General features: G+C 63.6%; 14 protein-coding genes and 1 tRNA gene. 14 read left to right on the top strand and 1 reads right to left on the bottom strand.

Features of this window, described 5'->3' with window-relative positions; genetic code table 11:
* The 10 genes from QWJ38_RS23690 to rpoC all read left to right on the top strand — a co-directional run.
* Positions 1–123 (top strand): EF-Tu C-terminal domain-related protein (locus QWJ38_RS23690; protein WP_491572025.1); only part of this gene is annotated, 123 nt, incomplete at its 5' end.
* A 16-nt stretch (positions 124–139) separates the two neighbouring features.
* Positions 140–215, top strand: a tRNA-Trp gene (locus tag QWJ38_RS23685).
* Between the two features lie 130 nt (positions 216–345).
* Entirely contained in the window at positions 346–729 is a 384-nt protein-coding gene (gene secE / locus QWJ38_RS23680) for a preprotein translocase subunit SecE (RefSeq protein ID WP_290361602.1), read from the top strand.
* 25 nt (positions 730–754) lie between these two features.
* Positions 755–1,333: a transcription termination/antitermination protein NusG gene (gene nusG, locus QWJ38_RS23675; protein ID WP_290361603.1), complete on the top strand. Its 579-nt coding sequence runs from the start codon at positions 755–757 to the stop codon at positions 1,331–1,333.
* Positions 1,334–1,527: 194 nt separating this feature from the next.
* Positions 1,528–1,959, top strand: coding sequence for a 50S ribosomal protein L11 (gene rplK, locus QWJ38_RS23670; RefSeq protein WP_290361601.1), 432 nt, complete (start codon positions 1,528–1,530; stop codon positions 1,957–1,959).
* Position 1,960: 1 nt separating this feature from the next.
* Entirely contained in the window at positions 1,961–2,668 is a 708-nt protein-coding gene (rplA, locus tag QWJ38_RS23665) for a 50S ribosomal protein L1 (protein WP_290361600.1), read from the top strand.
* Positions 2,669–2,933: 265 nt separating this feature from the next.
* Complete coding sequence (gene rplJ, locus QWJ38_RS23660; protein WP_290361599.1) at positions 2,934–3,452, top strand: 50S ribosomal protein L10; 519 nt, start codon at positions 2,934–2,936, stop codon at positions 3,450–3,452.
* Positions 3,453–3,506: 54 nt separating this feature from the next.
* Positions 3,507–3,887 (top strand): 50S ribosomal protein L7/L12, encoded by a 381-nt coding sequence (rplL, locus tag QWJ38_RS23655; protein WP_290361598.1) that lies wholly within the window; start codon positions 3,507–3,509, stop codon positions 3,885–3,887.
* 363 nt (positions 3,888–4,250) lie between these two features.
* Complete coding sequence (gene rpoB / locus QWJ38_RS23650) at positions 4,251–8,372, top strand: DNA-directed RNA polymerase subunit beta (RefSeq protein WP_290361597.1); 4,122 nt, start codon at positions 4,251–4,253, stop codon at positions 8,370–8,372.
* A gap of 21 nt (positions 8,373–8,393) precedes the next feature.
* Positions 8,394–12,617 (top strand): DNA-directed RNA polymerase subunit beta', encoded by a 4,224-nt coding sequence (gene rpoC, locus QWJ38_RS23645; protein WP_290361596.1) that lies wholly within the window; start codon positions 8,394–8,396, stop codon positions 12,615–12,617.
* 58 nt (positions 12,618–12,675) lie between these two features.
* Here rpoC and QWJ38_RS23640 read toward each other — a convergent pair whose 3' ends face one another.
* Positions 12,676–13,134: a putative toxin-antitoxin system toxin component, PIN family gene (locus QWJ38_RS23640; RefSeq protein WP_290361595.1), complete on the bottom strand. Its 459-nt coding sequence runs from the start codon at positions 13,132–13,134 to the stop codon at positions 12,676–12,678.
* A gap of 209 nt (positions 13,135–13,343) precedes the next feature.
* On the opposite strand from QWJ38_RS23640, the gene rpsL reads away from it, so the two are divergent.
* The 4 genes from rpsL to QWJ38_RS23620 form a co-directional block, all read left to right on the top strand.
* The gene (rpsL, locus tag QWJ38_RS23635; RefSeq protein ID WP_290361594.1) at positions 13,344–13,718 is read left to right on the top strand and encodes a 30S ribosomal protein S12; all 375 of its coding nucleotides are present in this window, start codon (positions 13,344–13,346) and stop codon (positions 13,716–13,718) included.
* Positions 13,719–13,881: 163 nt separating this feature from the next.
* Positions 13,882–14,352: a 30S ribosomal protein S7 gene (rpsG, locus tag QWJ38_RS23630; protein ID WP_290361593.1), complete on the top strand. Its 471-nt coding sequence runs from the start codon at positions 13,882–13,884 to the stop codon at positions 14,350–14,352.
* A 69-nt stretch (positions 14,353–14,421) separates the two neighbouring features.
* Positions 14,422–16,527, top strand: a complete 2,106-nt coding sequence (gene fusA, locus QWJ38_RS23625) for an elongation factor G (protein ID WP_290361592.1) — start codon at positions 14,422–14,424, stop codon at positions 16,525–16,527.
* A 141-nt stretch (positions 16,528–16,668) separates the two neighbouring features.
* On the top strand, positions 16,669–16,809 hold a 141-nt coding region (locus tag QWJ38_RS23620), incomplete at its 3' end, for a GTP-binding protein (protein WP_255459082.1).

Here is a 16,809-nt window from a genome sequence, read left to right as displayed (position 1 = left end):
GACAACGTGTCGATCACCGTCAAGCTGATCGCCCCGATCGCCATGGAGCAGGGTCTGCGCTTCGCCATCCGTGAAGGCGGTCGTACCGTCGGCTCGGGCGTCGTGGCTACCATCCTCGAGTAATTTTCAAGAAGGCCACAGGGGCATAGCTCAATTGGCAGAGCGTCGGTCTCCAAAACCGAAGGTTGGGGGTTCGAGACCCTCTGCCCCTGCCAGCGAAAATCATCAGCGATAATCGCTGGTTCCAGTGGTCAAACAGCAGCCCGCGGGAGTCGATCCCGGCGGGCTTTGCTGCTGATGGGTCGTTCGCAGGAAAGGCTCGCGGCAGGTTCAAGAGAAGCATCAATGTCCAATCCTCAAGTCGAAACGGTCACGACCGGCGCCGACAAGGTCAAGCTGGCTGGCGCCGCCATCCTGTTGATCGGTGCCCTGGTGGCTTTTTACGCGCTGTCCAAGCAGGGCGCCGTTGCCCAATGGGCGGCGCTGCTCGTGCTGCTGGTCGCGGCGGTGGGCACCTTCTTCACCTCGGAGTCGGGTAAGTCGCTGATCGGCTACGGCCAGGATTCGGTCAAGGAAGTCCGCAAGGTGGTCTGGCCGACCCGCAAGGAAGCGATGCAGATGACGGGCTATGTGTTTGCCTTCGTCGTCGTGATGGCGCTGTTCCTGTGGGTCACCGACAAGACGCTGGAATGGGTTTTGTACGACCTGGTCCTCGGTTGGAAGCGCTAAAGGAAGAGCGATGAGCGAAGAGCAAATGATCGCCGCGGCCGTGGCCGCCGCACCGGAAGCCTCGAGCGGCCTGCCCAAGCGCTGGTACGTCGTCCACGCCTATTCGGGCATGGAGAAGGCGGTCGAGCGCAATCTGCGTGAGCGCATCGAGCGCGCCGGCATGCAGGACAAGTTCGGTCGCATCCTGGTGCCGACCGAAGAGGTCGTCGAGCTGAAGAACGGCAAGAAGGCCGTCACCGAGCGCCGTTTCTTCCCCGGCTATGTGCTGGTCGAGATGGTGATGGAAGACGACACCTGGCATCTGGTCAAGCACACCTCCAAGGTGACCGGCTTCGTCGGCGGCGCCAAGAATCGCCCGGCGCCGATCTCGGAGGCCGAGGTGATGAAGATCGTCAACCAGATGCAGGAAGGCATCGAGAAGCCGCGGCCCAAGGTCGAGTGGACCGTCGGCGAGATCGTGCGCGTCAAGGAAGGCCCGTTCACCGATTTCAACGGCGCCGTCGAGGAAGTCAACTACGACAAGTCCAAGGTGCGCGTCTCGGTCACGATCTTCGGTCGTGCGACGCCGGTCGAGCTGGACTTCGGTCAGGTCGAGAAGGTTTAACAAACCTTGTTTGTTAAACCTTTCGCCGAGGGCCGCGAGGTCCGAAGGCAAAAGGTTCTAGGGCCTGGCAGGCGCCTCAAGCCTGCCCGTAGTCAGTCCGCGACGAGATGCGGACAAGAGGAGCAAAGGTAACCAGCCCTTTGCGTTAGCACTCAGGCGTTGCGGCGGGCTGCCGTGGCGCTGTAGGAGAAAAAATGGCCAAGAAAATTATCGGCTTCATCAAGCTGCAAATTCCGGCCGGCAAGGCAAATCCTTCGCCGCCGGTCGGTCCCGCGCTGGGTCAGCGCGGCCTGAACATCATGGAATTCTGCAAGGCCTTCAACGCCCAGACGCAGAGCTATGAGCCGGGTCTGAAGCTGCCGGTGGTCATCACCGCCTTCGCCGACAAGAGCTTCACCTTCATCATCAAGTCGCCGCCGGCGACCGTGCTGCTGAAGAAGGCTGCCAAGCTGGACAAGGGTTCGGCCAAGCCGCATCTGGAGAAGGTCGGCAAGCTGACCCGCGCCCAGCTGGAAGAAATCGCCAAGACCAAGCAGAAGGACCTGACGGCCGCCGATATGGACGCCGCCGTTCGCACCATCGCTGGTTCCGCCCGTTCGATGGGCATCATCGTGGAGGGCCTGTGAGATGGCAAAGCTGACCAAGAAGCAAAAGGCCCTGGCTGGCAAGGTCGAGACGACCAAGCTGTACGGCCTGACCGAGGCGCTGGACCTGGTCAAGAGCCTGGCCACCGCCAAGTTCGATGAGTCGATCGACGTTGCCGTGCAACTGGGCATCGATGCCAAGAAGTCGGACCAGGTCGTTCGCGGCGCCGTCGTGATGCCCAACGGCACCGGCAAGACCAAGCGCGTGGCCGTGTTCGCCCAAGGTGCCAAGGCCGAGGAAGCCAAGGCAGCCGGTGCCGACGTGGTCGGCATGGAAGACCTGGCCGAGCGCGTCAAGGCCGGCGACATGCCCTTCGACGTGGTGATCGCCTCGCCCGACACGATGCGCATCGTCGGTACCCTGGGTCAGATCCTGGGCCCGCGCGGCCTGATGCCGAACCCGAAGGTCGGCACCGTGACCCCGGACGTCGCCACCGCTGTCAAGAACGCCAAGGCTGGCCAGGTCCAGTTCCGCGTCGACAAGGCCGGCATCATCCACGGCACGCTGGGCCGTCGCTCGTTCGACACGGACAAGCTGGAAGGCAATCTGCGCGCGCTGATCGAAGCCCTGAACAAGGCCAAGCCGGCCTCGAGCAAGGGCATCTACCTGCGCAAGGTCGCCGTGTCCTCGACGATGGGCGTCGGCGCCCGCGTCGACATCGCGACGATCAACGCCCAGGTCGCCGCCTGAGCGTCATATTCAGTTTGAGGCGCGTCGCGAGTCTGGCGGCGCACCGATGAATTGGTGGGCTGCACCCGGCAACTGGTGCAGGTCATCCAAGACCGCTGGCGCAAAGCCCTTGCAGTAGGAGGGCGATGCTTAATCGGAGGCTTGCCTCCGGTCAGCGCAGATGGCGGTCCCGCTGCAAAGGAATTTGTTTCCTGAACAGAAGGTCGCTGAATCCGGTGCCCCAAAGGGTCGCAAGATCCGCGGGGCGTAATGTGAGGAGTAGACCTTGAGTCTCAATCGCAACGAGAAGGCAGCCGTTGTGTCGGACGTGGCGGCGCAAGCCGCCAAGGCCCAGACACTGGCGCTGGCCGAGTACCGTGGCCTCACCGTGGAAGCCTTGAACAAGCTGCGCGTCACCGCGCGTGCCCAAGGTGTGTATCTTCACGTGCTGAAGAACACCCTGGCGCGTCGTGCTGTTGCCGGCACTTCGTTCGAAGCAGCCTCGGATGCCATGGTCGGCCCGCTGATCTACGGCTTTTCGGAAGACGCTGTCGCGGCTGCCAAAGTCATCGCTGACTTTGCCAAGACCAACGACAAGCTCGTCATCAAGGGTGGTGCCTACGGTGGCAAGGCTCTGGACGTGGAAGGCGTGAAGGCTCTGGCCTCCGTCCCGTCCAAGGAAGTCCTGCTGTCGCAGATCGCCGGCCTGCTGCTGTCGCCGGTGCAACGCACCGCGGCCGTGCTGGCTGCCCTGGCTCAGCAAAAGGGTGGCGGCGAGCAAGCCGAAGCCCCGGCTGCCGCCTGATCGACGAACAACGCGTTTTCATCACGCAATCAATCTGTTTTTAGGAAATTCATCATGGCATTCGACAAAGACGCTTTCCTGTCCGCTCTGGACAGCATGACCGTTCTGGAACTGAACGATCTGGTCAAGGCAATTGAAGAGAAGTTCGGCGTGTCCGCCGCTTCGATGGCTGCTCCCGCCGCTGGCGGCGCCGCCGGTGGCGCTGCAGCCGCCGCCGAAGAGAAGACCGAGTTCAACGTCGTCCTGACCGACGCCGGCGCGAACAAGGTTTCGGTCATCAAGGCCGTGCGCGAAATCACCGGCCTGGGTCTGAAGGAAGCCAAGGACCTGGTCGACGGCGCTCCGAAGAACGTCAAGGAAGGCGTGGCCAAGGCCGACGCCGAAGCTGCTGTCAAGAAGCTGGTCGAGGCTGGCGCCAAGGCCGAGCTGAAGTAATCAGCCTTTTTTCGGTGTCCGCGGCGGCCCAGGTCGTCGCGGCTCGAAAGACGCTAGAGGGGTGGTCCCATGGGGCCTCCCCTTTAGTCGTTTCAAGACCCCGCCGGTCTGGAGGGGTGGATCTAGGGTTTTTACCCTTGAGAGTAGCTGAAAGGCTCGCGTGCGGTATGATGCGCGGTTCTTTCAAGTGTTCTCTGATCCGACTGCAGGGAACCGGTTTGGTCGGGCTTTGGTGCAATGCCGAGGTTGTCCGCCAGCGGTTGGTAGTGGCCAACCACCAAGCTTCGATTGCAATGATCGAATAGCCAGTCGCCGACGAAGCCCGTCCCACGGCCAGGGGTGGGCTCTCGACACGGAGTGTTTATGGCGCAAACAACCCCCTACAGCTATACCGAGCGCAAGCGTATCCGCAAGAGCTTCGGCAAGCGCGAGAGCGTTCTCAACGTTCCCTACCTCTTGACCATGCAGAAGGAGAGCTACGTCGCCTTCCTGCAAAAAGACACCCCCCCAGCCAAGCGCAAGCCCGAAGGCCTGCAGGCTGCCTTCCTGTCCGCGTTCCCGATTGTTTCGCACAACGGGTTCGTGGAGATGAAGTTCCTCGAATTCAATATTGCCAAGCCGCCGTTCGACACCCGCGAATGCCAGCAGCGTGGCTTGACCTATGCGGCCGCCGTGCGCGCGCGCCTGCAGATGATCATCTATGACCGCGAGAGCCCGCAGGCCAAGACGGTCAAGGAGATCAAGGAGCAAGAGGTCTATATGGGCGAAGTGCCCCTGATGACCGACTACGGCTCCTTCATCGTCAACGGCACCGAGCGCGTCATCGTCTCGCAGCTGCACCGTTCGCCCGGCGTGTTCTTCGAGCACGACAAGGGCAAGACGCACTCGTCCGGCAAGCTGCTGTTCTCGGCCCGCATCATTCCGTATCGCGGCTCGTGGCTGGACTTCGAGTTCGACCCGAAGGACGTGCTGTTCTTCCGCGTCGACCGCCGCCGCAAGATGCCGGTCACGATCCTGCTGAAGGCCATCGGCCTGAACCCCGAGCAGATCCTGGCGCACTTCTTCGTCTTCGACAATTTCCGTCTGATGGACGCCGGCGCGCAGATGGAGTTTGTCGCCGACCGCCTGAAGGGCGAGGTTGCTCGCTTCGACATCACCGACAAGTCGGGCAATGTCATCGTCGAGAAGGACAAGCGCATCACCGCCCGCCACACGCGCCAGCTGGAGCAGTCCGGCACGCAGCATGTGACGGTGCCCGAGGACTTCCTGGTCGGCCGCGTGCTGGCCAAGAACATGGTCGATGGCGACACCGGCGAGATCATTGCCAAGGCCAATGACGAGCTGACCGATGCGCTGCTGAAGAAGCTGCGCGCCGCCGGCATCAAGGAAATCCAGTGCCTGTTCACCAACGAGCTGGACGAAGGCGCCTACATCAGCCAGACCCTGGCCGCTGACGAGACGGCCGACCAGCTGGCCGCCCGCGTTGCCATCTACCGCATGATGCGCCCCGGCGAGCCGCCGACCGAAGACGCCGTCGAAGCGCTGTTCAATCGCCTGTTCTACAGCGAGGACACCTACGACCTGTCGCGCGTCGGCCGCATGAAGTTCAATGCCCGCGTCGGCCGCGACACGCCGGAAGGCGCGATGGTGCTGAGCAACGAGGACATCCTCGACGTCGTCAAGATCCTGGTCGAGCTGCGCAATGGCCGCGGTGAGGTCGATGACATCGACCACCTGGGCAACCGCCGCGTGCGCTGTGTCGGCGAACTGGCCGAGAACCAGTACCGCTCGGGTCTGGCGCGGATCGAGAAGGCCGTCAAGGAGCGTCTGGGCCAGGCCGAGACCGAGGCCCTGATGCCGCACGACCTGATCAACTCCAAGCCGATCTCTGCGGCGCTGAAGGAGTTCTTCGGTGCCTCGCAGCTGTCGCAGTTCATGGACCAGACCAACCCGCTGTCCGAGATCACGCACAAGCGTCGCGTCTCGGCCCTGGGCCCGGGCGGTCTGACCCGCGAGCGCGCCGGCTTCGAAGTCCGTGACGTGCATCCGACCCACTACGGCCGCGTCTGCCCGATCGAAACGCCGGAAGGCCCGAACATCGGCCTGATCAACTCGCTGGCCCTGTTTGCGCAGCTGAACGAGTACGGCTTCCTCGAGACGCCGTACCGCCGCGTCGTCGACGGCAAGGTGACCGACCAGATCGACTACCTGTCGGCGATCGAAGAAGGCAAGTACGTGATCGCCCAGGCGAACGCAACGCTGAACGACGCCGGCCAGCTGGTCGACGAGCTGGTCTCGGCGCGTGAGAACGGCGAATCGGTGCTGACCTCGCCCGAGCGCATCCAGTACATGGACGTGGCGCCGACACAGATCGTCTCGGTCGCGGCCTCGCTGGTGCCCTTCCTCGAGCACGACGATGCGAACCGCGCGCTGATGGGCGCGAACATGCAGCGCCAGGCCGTGCCGACGCTGCGGCCCGAGAAGGCCCTGGTCGGTACCGGCGTCGAGCGCGTCGCCGCCAAGGACTCGGGCACGGTCGTGGCCGCGCGCCGTGGCGGTATCGTTGACTACGTGGACACGAACCGCATCGTGATCCGCGTCAACGATGACGAGACGGTGGCCGGCGAAGTCGGTGTCGACATCTACAACCTGATCAAGTATCAGCGCTCGAACCAGAACACCAATATCCACCAGCGTCCGATCGTGCGTCGCGGCGACAAGGTGGCGGCCGAGGACATCATCGCCGATGGCGCCTCGACCGACATCGGTGAACTGGCGCTGGGCCAGAACATGCTGGTCGCCTTCATGCCCTGGAACGGCTACAACTTCGAGGACTCGATCCTGATCTCGGAGCGTGTGATCGCCGAAGACCGCTACACCTCGATCCACATCGAGGAGTTGGTGGTCAACGCGCGCGACACCAAGCTGGGCTCGGAAGAAATCACCCGCGACATCCCGAACCTGTCCGAGCAGCAACTGGGCCGCCTGGACGAGTCGGGCATCGTCTACATCGGTGCCGAGGTGAACCCGGGCGACGTGCTGGTCGGCAAGGTCACGCCCAAGGGCGAGACCACGCTGACGCCGGAAGAGAAGCTGCTGCGCGCGATCTTCGGCGAGAAGGCCTCCGACGTGAAGGACACCTCGCTGCGCGTCGACCAGGGTACGTCCGGCACCGTCATCGACGTGCAGGTCTTCACCCGTGAAGGCATACAGCGCGACAAGCGCGCCCAGCAGATCATCGACGACGAGCTGAAGCGCTTCCGCCTGGACCTGAACGACCAGCTGCGCATCGTCGAGGCCGACGCCTTCGACCGTATCGCCAAGCTGCTGGACGGCAAGGTCGCCAACGGCGGCCCGCAGAAGATCGCCAAGGGCACGAAGATCGACCAGGCCTATCTGGCCTCGGTGGAGAAGTTCCACTGGTTCGACATCCGTCCGGCCGATGACGACGTTGCCAACCAGCTCGAGTCGATCAAGAACTCGCTGGAGCAGACCCGTCACTCCTTCGATCTGGCCTTCGAAGAGAAGCGCAAGAAGCTGACGCAGGGCGACGAGCTGCCGGCCGGCGTGCTGAAGATGGTCAAGGTCTACCTGGCCGTCAAGCGCCGCCTGCAACCCGGCGACAAGATGGCCGGCCGTCACGGCAACAAGGGTGTCGTGTCCAAGGTCGTCCCGATCGAAGATATGCCCTATATGGCCGACGGCACGACCGCCGACATCGTTCTGAACCCGCTGGGCGTGCCCTCGCGGATGAACGTCGGTCAGGTGCTGGAGGTCCATCTGGGCTGGGCCGGCAAGGGCATCGGTCAGCGCATCGGCGACATGCTGCAGCAGCACTCGGCCGTGGCCGAGCTGCGCAAGTTCTTCGACGAGCTCTACAACAAGAGCGGCGGCAAGAGCGAGAACATCGACGAGCTCAGCGACGCCGAAGTGATCGAGATGGCCGAGAACCTGTCCAAGGGCGTGCCTTTCGCGACGCCGGTCTTCGACGGCGCCAAGGAAGAGGAAATCCGCGGCATGCTGAAGCTGGCCTACCCGGACGACATCGCCGCCAAGAAGGGTCTGACCGCCACCCGTACCCAGGCGACGCTGCATGACGGCCGCACCGGCGAGGCCTTCGAGCGCCCCGTCACCGTCGGCTATATGCATGTGCTGAAGCTGCACCACCTGGTGGACGACAAGATGCATGCCCGCTCGACCGGCCCGTACTCGCTCGTCACCCAGCAGCCGCTGGGCGGCAAGGCGCAGTTCGGCGGCCAGCGTTTCGGTGAGATGGAAGTCTGGGCGCTGGAAGCCTACGGCGCCTCCTACATCCTGCAGGAAATGCTGACGGTCAAGTCCGACGACGTGAACGGCCGGACCAAGGTCTACGAGAGCATCGTCAAGGGCGAGCACGCGATCGAGGCCGGCATGCCGGAATCGTTCAACGTGCTGGTCAAGGAAATTCGTTCGCTCGGCATCGACATCGAGCTCGAGCGCAACTAATCAGGAACAGGAGAAACACATATGAAGGGTTTGCTGGACCTGTTCAAGCAGTTCACCCCTGATGAGCATTTCGATGCCATCAAGATCGGCCTCGCTTCGCCGGAGAAGATCCGCAGCTGGTCGTTCGGTGAGGTGAAGAAGCCTGAGACCATCAACTACCGCACGTTCAAGCCCGAGCGTGACGGCCTGTTCTGCGCCAAGATCTTCGGCCCGATCAAGGACTACGAGTGCCTGTGCGGCAAGTACAAGCGCCTGAAGCACCGCGGCGTGATCTGCGAGAAGTGCGGCGTCGAAGTGACCCAGACCAAGGTCCGCCGTGACCGCATGGGCCATATCGACCTGGCCGCGCCCTGCGCGCATATCTGGTTCCTGAAGTCGCTGCCTTCGCGTCTGGGCCTGGTGCTCGACATGACCTTGCGCGACATCGAGCGCGTGCTGTACTTCGAAGCGTATGTCGTCGTCGATCCGGGCATGACGCCGCTGAAGAAGTTCTCGATCATGACCGAGGACGACTACGACGCGAAGCGCGTGGAGTTCGGTGACGAGTTCATCGCCCTGATGGGCGCCGAAGGCATCCAGAAGCTGCTGGCCGAGATGGATCTCGACGTCGAGATCGACCGCCTGCGCAACGACATGACCGGCTCCGAGCTGAAGGTCAAGAAGAACTCCAAGCGCCTGAAGGTCATGGAAGCCTTCAAGAAGTCGGGCATCAAGCCGAGCTGGATGGTGCTGGACGTGCTGCCCGTGCTGCCGCCGGACCTGCGTCCGCTGGTGCCGCTGGACGGCGGCCGCTTCGCGACCTCGGACCTGAACGACCTCTATCGCCGCGTCATCAACCGCAACAACCGTCTGGCCCGTCTGCTCGAGCTGAAGGCGCCCGAGATCATCGTGCGCAACGAAAAGCGCATGCTGCAGGAAGCCGTCGACTCGCTGCTGGACAACGGCCGCCGCGGCAAGGCGATGACCGGCGCGAACAAGCGTGCCCTGAAGTCGCTGGCCGACATGATCAAGGGCAAGAGCGGTCGCTTCCGTCAGAACCTGCTGGGCAAGCGCGTCGACTACTCGGGCCGTTCGGTCATCGTGGTCGGCCCGACCTTGAAGCTGCACCAGTGCGGCCTGCCCAAGCTGATGGCGCTGGAGCTGTTCAAGCCCTTCATCTTCTCGCGCCTGGAGGCGATGGGTATCGCCACCACCATCAAGGCGGCGAAGAAGGAAGTCGAATCCGGCACCCCGGTGGTCTGGGACATCCTGGAAGAGGTCATCAAGGAGCATCCGGTTCTGCTGAACCGCGCGCCGACGCTGCACCGTCTGGGCATCCAGGCCTTCGAGCCGGTGCTGATCGAAGGCAAGGCGATCCAGCTGCATCCGCTGGTCTGCGCGGCCTTCAACGCCGACTTCGACGGCGACCAGATGGCCGTCCACGTGCCGCTGTCGATCGAAGCGCAGATGGAAGCCCGCACCTTGATGCTGGCCTCCAACAACGTGCTGTTCCCGGCCTCGGGCGAGCCCTCGATCGTGCCCTCGCAGGACGTGGTCTTGGGTCTGTACTACGCGACCCGCGAGCGCATCAACGGCCGTGGCGAGGGCCTGGTGTTCTCGGACATCCCCGAGCTGATCCGCGCGCTGGAGAACGGCGTTGTCGAGATCACCGCCAAGATCAGCATCCGCCTGACCGAGTGGACGAAGAACAAGGAAACGGGCGAGTTCGTGCCCGAGACCAAGCTCGTCGACACCACCGTCGGCCGCGCGCTGCTGAGCGAGATCCTGCCCAAGGGCCTGCCCTTCGCCAACATCAACAAGGCGCTGAAGAAGAAGGAAATCTCGCGCCTGATCAACACCTCGTTCCGCAAGTGCGGTCTGAAGGAGACGGTGGTGCTGGCCGACAAGCTGCTGCAAAGCGGCTTCCGCCTGGCCACCCGTGCCGGCATCTCGATCGCGATCGATGACATGCTGGTGCCCAAGCAGAAGTATGAGCTGATCGAGCGTGCCGAGAAGGAAGTCAAGGAGATCGAGCAGCAGTACGTCTCGGGTCTGGTGACTGCCGGCGAGCGCTACAACAAGGTCGTCGACATCTGGGGCAAGACCGGTGACGAGGTCGGCAAGGTCATGATGACCCAGCTGTCCAAGCAGAAGACGCTGGACCGCAACGGCAAGGAAGTGGATCAGGAGTCCTTCAACTCCATCTACATGATGGCCGACTCCGGTGCCCGCGGTAGCGCGGCCCAGATTCGCCAGCTGGCCGGTATGCGGGGCCTGATGGCCAAGCCGGACGGCTCGATCATCGAGACGCCGATCACGGCGAACTTCCGCGAAGGCCTGAATGTTCTGCAGTACTTCATCTCGACGCACGGCGCCCGTAAGGGTCTGGCCGATACGGCGCTGAAGACGGCGAACTCCGGCTACCTGACCCGCCGTCTGGTCGACGTGACGCAGGATCTGGTCGTGACCGAGGACGATTGCGGCACGGACAACGGCATCGCGATGCGCGCGCTGGTTGAGGGCGGTGAGGTGATCGAGTCGCTGCGCGACCGCGTGCTGGGTCGCGTGACCGCGATCGACGTGCTGCACCCCGAGACGCAGGCTGTCGTGCTGTCGGCCGGCAATATGCTGGACGAGGACACGCTGGACGAGCTCGAGCAGGCCGGTGTCGACGAGATCAAGGTCCGCACCCCGCTGACCTGCTCGACCCGCTTCGGTCTGTGCGCCAAGTGCTATGGCCGCGATCTGGGCCGTGGCGGCCTGGTCAACACCGGTGAGGCCGTCGGCGTGATCGCCGCGCAGTCGATCGGTGAGCCGGGCACGCAGCTGACGATGCGTACCTTCCACATCGGTGGTGCCGCATCGCGTGCCGCGGTCGCGTCCAGCGTCGACGCCAAGTCGGACGGTATCGTCGGCTTCAACGCGACGATGCGCTATGTGACCAACGGCAAGGGCGAGCTGGTGGTGATTTCGCGTTCGGGCGAGATCATCATTGCCGACCCGCACGGCCGCGAGCGCGAGCGCCACAAGGTGCCCTACGGTGCGATCCTGTCGGTCAAGGCCGATCAGCAGATCAAGGCCGGCACGATCCTGGCGAACTGGGATCCGCTGACCCGTCCGATCATTACCGAGTTCGCCGGCCAGGCGAAGTTCGAGAATGTCGAGGAAGGCGTCACCGTCGCCAAGCAGGTGGACGAGGTCACCGGCCTGTCGACGCTGGTCGTGATCGACCCGAAGCGCCGCGGCGCTGCCAAGGTCATCCGTCCGCAGGTCAAGCTGCTCGACGCCAACGGCAACGAGGTGAAGATCCCCGGCACCGACCACTCGGTGACGATCGGCTTCCAGGTCGGCTCGCTGATCCAGATCCGCGACGGTCAGGACCTCGCCCCTGGTGAGGTGCTCGCGCGTATCCCGGTCGAAGGCCAGAAGACCCGCGACATTACCGGCGGTCTGCCGCGTGTGGCCGAGCTGTTCGAAGCCCGTTCGCCGAAGGACGTCGGCGTGCTGGCCGAGCAGACCGGTACCGTCTCGTTCGGCAAGGAGACCAAGGGCAAGGTTCGCCTGGAGATCACCGATCCGGACGGCAAGAAGCACGAGGAGCTGGTGCCCAAGGAGAAGAACATCCTGGTGCACGAGGGCCAGGTGGTCAACCGCGGCGAGCTGATCGTCGACGGTGCCGCCGACCCGCAGGACATCCTGCGCCTCCTGGGCATCGAGGAGCTGGCTCGCTACATCGTCGACGAAGTGCAGGACGTGTACCGTCTGCAGGGCGTGAAGATCAACGACAAGCACATCGAGGTGATCGTTCGCCAGATGCTGCGTCGCGTGCAGATCACCAACCCGGGCGACACGCACTACATCCTGAACGAGCAGGTGGAGCGCTCCGAGCTGCTGGATACCAACGACCGCATGCGCAAGGAAGGCAAGATGATTGCCACCCATGCCGATGTGCTGCTGGGCATCACCAAGGCTTCGCTGTCGACCGATTCCTTCATCTCGGCCGCCTCCTTCCAGGAGACGACCCGCGTGCTGACCGAGGCTGCCATCATGGGCAAGCGCGACGAGCTGCGCGGTCTGAAGGAGAACGTCATCGTCGGCCGCCTGATCCCGGCCGGTACCGGCATGGCCTTCCACACCGCCCGCCGCGCCAAGGAAGAGATGGACGACGCCGAGCGCCGTTCCATCGCCATGCAGGAGGCCGAGGAACTGGCCGCCGCGCAGATGGCCAGCGTCGACTCCGGCAGCGAGGGTGGCAGCGGCGAGTGATCACCGCGCCCCTCTGGCAAAGGCCACCTTCGGGTGGCCTTTTTTTATGGCCGAGCGGCTAGGCCTGCTGCTTGAGCCAGGCTTCCGGGGTCAGGATCGCCAGATCCAGCGCCCGCGCGCGTTTGGCCAGCGCCAGCACCGCCCGGTCGCGCGAGATCAGCCAGCGGGCGCGCTCGGCGATCGCCAGATCGATGAACTGCTGGTCGTCCGGGTCGCGGCAGACCAGGCGCACGGCCGGCGCCGGCGCGGCTTCGACCATCCGGCAATGACGGGCAAAGGCCGCCTCGATTCGCGCCAGATCCGGCGCATAGGCCGCCGCTACGCCGCGGCCGAGCACATGGCGCAACTCGTCCAGCATGGCCGGCCGGCCGATCCAGTGCAGCGCACCTTCCTCCAGCGCCCGTACCAGCGGCGCGACGCGGGCATCGCCGAACACCAGCCAGTCCATCACGACCTGGGTATCGATGACGGCCAGCGCGGGCGGCGCGGCGGCGGGAGGGGCAGTCTCGGTCGGCATGGCGGCGCAGCATACCCTGACGGCTTCCCGGGCCCCGGCTTGCAAGCTTATCCACAAGCAGGCTACAATCTCGGGCTCTCCAGCAGGCCTTGCTGCGTCTTGTCGCGTCCTGTCGCGTTCAATGCGAGCGCCACGCGGCCGTTTCAGGGGTGCGCCCATCGTGGGCGACGCTGTCGGAGAGTGTGATTTCAAACGGGAACAAGTCACTTATGCCAACCATCAATCAGCTCGTGCGCCAAGGCCGTCAGGCCGAGGTCACGAAATCCAAGTCGCCGGCAATGCAGAATTGCCCGCAGCGCCGCGGCGTCTGCACCCGCGTCTACACGACGACCCCGAAGAAGCCGAACTCGGCGCTGCGTAAGGTCGCCAAGGTCCGCCTGACCAACGGTTTCGAGGTCATCTCGTACATCGGCGGTGAAGGCCACAACCTGCAAGAGCACAGCGTCGTGCTGGTGCGCGGCGGTCGTGTCAAGGATCTGCCGGGTGTGCGTTACCACATCGTTCGCGGTTCGCTGGACCTGCAGGGCGTGAAGGATCGCAAGCAGGCGCGTTCCAAGTACGGCGCGAAGCGTCCGAAGAAGTAATTCAACAGTCGTCTTGGCCCGGCTCCGCCAGGCTCGATAGATATTTTGCGGTTCGTACCCATCTAGGTAGCAACCGAGTAAGTGGATGGCCCCTGATGTCGGTGGTCGTCCAACGGCGAGAGCGAGTTGCTCGAAGCCAAACTGAAGCAAGAGGAAGATTCCCATGCCACGTCGTCGCGAAGTACCCAAGCGCGAAATCCTGCCGGATCCCAAGTTCGGCAACGTCGATCTGTCCAAGTTCATGAACGTCATCATGGAATCGGGCAAGAAGGCCGTTGCAGAGCGCATCATCTATGGTGCCCTCGACCAGATCGAGAAGAAGGTCGGCAAGGACCCGCTGGAAGTGTTCATCGTCGCCCTGAACAACGTCAAGCCGATGGTCGAAGTGAAGTCCCGCCGTGTCGGCGGTGCGAACTACCAAGTTCCCGTGGAAGTTCGTCCCGTCCGCCGGATGGCCCTGGCCATGCGCTGGTTGAAGGAATCGGCCCGCAAGCGCGGTGAGAAGTCGATGGCCCAGCGTCTGGCCAATGAGCTGCTGGAGGCCTCGGAAGGCCGCGGCGGCGCCATGAAGAAGCGCGACGAAGTGCACCGCATGGCCGAAGCGAACAAGGCGTTCTCGCACTTCCGCTTCTAAAATCCCTCGATTCGGCCGCCTCGGGTTTGTACCAACCCGCTGGCGGCCCCTGCCTTTTGGAGTGAACTCATGGCACGCAAGACCCCCATCGAGCGCTACCGCAATATCGGTATCTCGGCGCACATCGATGCCGGCAAGACGACGACGACCGAGCGCATCCTGTTCTACACCGGCGTGAACCACAAGATCGGTGAAGTGCACGACGGCGCTGCCACCATGGACTGGATGGAGCAGGAGCAAGAGCGCGGCATCACGATCACGTCGGCCGCGACGACCTGCTTCTGGAAGGGCATGGACATGTCCTATCCGGAGCACCGCTTCAACATCATCGACACCCCCGGACACGTGGACTTCACCATCGAGGTGGAGCGTTCGATGCGCGTGCTGGACGGCGCCTGCATGGTCTATTGCGCCGTCGGTGGCGTGCAGCCGCAGTCGGAAACCGTCTGGCGCCAGGCCAACAAGTACAAGGTGCCGCGTCTGGCCTTTGTCAACAAGATGGACCGCACCGGTGCCAACTTCTTCAAGGTCGTCGACCAGATGAAGACGCGCCTGAAGGCCAACCCCGTGCCCATCGTGATCCCCATCGGCGCCGAAGACAACTTCAAGGGCGTCGTGGACCTGATCAAGATGAAGGCCATCCTGTGGGATGAGGCCTCGCAGGGCATGAAGTTCGACTACGTGGACATCCCGGCCGACCTGGTCGGCACCGCCCAGGAATGGCGCGAGAAGATGGTCGAGTCGGCGGCCGAAGCCAGCGAAGAGCTGATGAACAAGTACCTCGAGACGGGCGACCTGACCGAGGACGAGATCAAGGTTGCGCTGCGTACCCGCACGATCGCCACCGAGATCCAGCCGATGCTGTGCGGCACCGCCTTCAAGAACAAGGGTGTGCAGCGCATGCTCGACGCTGTCATCGACTTCCTGCCTTCGCCGGTGGACATTCCGCCGGTGCCGGGCACCGACGAGGACGACAAGGAAGTGGTCCGCAAGGCCGACGACAACGAGAAGTTCGCCGCGCTGGCGTTCAAGCTGATGACCGACCCCTATGTCGGCCAGCTGACCTTCGTGCGCGTGTACTCGGGCGTCCTGGCCTCGGGCTCGACCGTCTACAACCCGATCCGCGGCAAGAAGGAGCGCATCGGCCGTATCCTGCAGATGCACGCCAACCAGCGCGAGGAAATCTCGGAAATTCTGGCCGGCGACATCGCGGCCTGCGTGGGTCTGAAGGAAGTCACGACCGGCGAAACGCTGTGCGATCCGGAAGCGATCATCACCCTCGAAAAGATGGTGTTCCCGGAACCGGTGATCTCGCAGGCCGTCGAGCCGAAGACCAAGGCCGACCAGGAAAAGATGGGTATCGCCCTGGGCCGTCTGGCCAAGGAAGATCCGTCTTTCCGTCTGCGCACCGATGAAGAGTCGGGCCAGACCATCATCTCGGGCATGGGCGAGCTGCACCTGGAAATCATCGTCGACCGCATGAAGCGCGAATTCGGCGTGGAAGCCAATGTCGGCAAGCCGCAGGTGGCCTACCGCGAAACGATCCGCAAGACCGCGACCGACGTCGAAGGCAAGTTCGTCCGCCAGTCGGGCGGCAAGGGCCAGTACGGCCATGTCGTGCTGACCGTCGAGCCGCAGGAAGCGGGCAAGGGCTTCGAGTTCGTCGACGCGATCAAGGGTGGTGTGGTTCCGCGTGAATTCATCCCGGCCGTCGAGAAGGGCATCATCGACACGCTGCCGAACGGCGTGCTGGCCGGCTTCCCGGTGGTGGACGTCAAGGTCACGCTGACCTTCGGCTCGTACCACGAAGTCGACTCGAACGAAAATGCGTTCAAGATGGCTGCGTCCATGGGCTTCAAGGAAGGCTGCCGCAAGGCTTCGCCGGTGATCCTGGAGCCGATGATGGCCGTGGAAGTCGAGACCCCGGAAGACTACGCCGGCAACGTGATGGGCGATTTGTCCAGCCGTCGCGGCATGGTCCAGGGCATGGACGATATGGTCGGTGGCGGCAAGGTCATCAAGGCCGAAGTCCCGCTGTCGGAAATGTTCGGCTACTCGACCACGCTGCGTTCGATGTCGCAGGGCCGTGCCACGTACACGATGGAGTTCAAGCACTACAGCGAAGCTCCGAAGAACGTGGCCGACGCGATCATCACCGCCCGCGCAGGCAAGTAAGAACCGTCGGGCCGCTTCCTTCGGGCGGCGGCCCTTCGAATCGTCTTCGCAGAGGCTTCCCCGCTTGCCAGTCGGCGGGAATCAGGAACTCTGCGGAAACGCTAAACCCACAGACTGGCTGATGCTCTTTTGGAGAGAAAAATGGCAAAAGGTAAATTCGAACGCACCAAGCCGCACGTGAACGTCGGCACGATCGGTCACGTTGACCACGGCAAGACGACGCTGACGGCGGCCATCGCGACCGTGCTGTCGAAGAAGTTCGGCGGCGAAGCCAAGGCCTAC

It is taken from the genome of Roseateles violae (assembly GCF_030410485.1).
Lineage (GTDB): Bacteria > Pseudomonadota > Gammaproteobacteria > Burkholderiales > Burkholderiaceae_C > Roseateles_D > Roseateles_D violae.
The sequence above is the reverse complement of the archived record's forward strand: the minus strand, read 5'-3'. Positions and strand labels throughout refer to the sequence as shown.

What these genes read in the sequence shown, in the direction of transcription:
- rpoC (WP_290361596.1), top strand. Translation starts at nt 8,394, where the DNA reads ATGAAGGGTTTGCTGGACCTGTTCAAGCAGTTCACCCCTGATGAGCAT.
- rpsG (WP_290361593.1), top strand. Translation starts at nt 13,882, where the DNA reads ATGCCACGTCGTCGCGAAGTACCCAAGCGCGAAATCCTGCCGGATCCC.
- fusA (WP_290361592.1), top strand. Translation starts at nt 14,422, where the DNA reads ATGGCACGCAAGACCCCCATCGAGCGCTACCGCAATATCGGTATCTCG.
- rpoB (WP_290361597.1), top strand. Translation starts at nt 4,251, where the DNA reads ATGGCGCAAACAACCCCCTACAGCTATACCGAGCGCAAGCGTATCCGC.
- rplL (WP_290361598.1), top strand. Translation starts at nt 3,507, where the DNA reads ATGGCATTCGACAAAGACGCTTTCCTGTCCGCTCTGGACAGCATGACC.
- rpsL (WP_290361594.1), top strand. Translation starts at nt 13,344, where the DNA reads ATGCCAACCATCAATCAGCTCGTGCGCCAAGGCCGTCAGGCCGAGGTC.
- nusG (WP_290361603.1), top strand. Translation starts at nt 755, where the DNA reads ATGATCGCCGCGGCCGTGGCCGCCGCACCGGAAGCCTCGAGCGGCCTG.
- rplA (WP_290361600.1), top strand. Translation starts at nt 1,961, where the DNA reads ATGGCAAAGCTGACCAAGAAGCAAAAGGCCCTGGCTGGCAAGGTCGAG.
- QWJ38_RS23640 (WP_290361595.1), bottom strand. Translation starts at nt 13,134, where the DNA reads ATGCCGACCGAGACTGCCCCTCCCGCCGCCGCGCCGCCCGCGCTGGCC.
- secE (WP_290361602.1), top strand. Translation starts at nt 346, where the DNA reads ATGTCCAATCCTCAAGTCGAAACGGTCACGACCGGCGCCGACAAGGTC.
- rplK (WP_290361601.1), top strand. Translation starts at nt 1,528, where the DNA reads ATGGCCAAGAAAATTATCGGCTTCATCAAGCTGCAAATTCCGGCCGGC.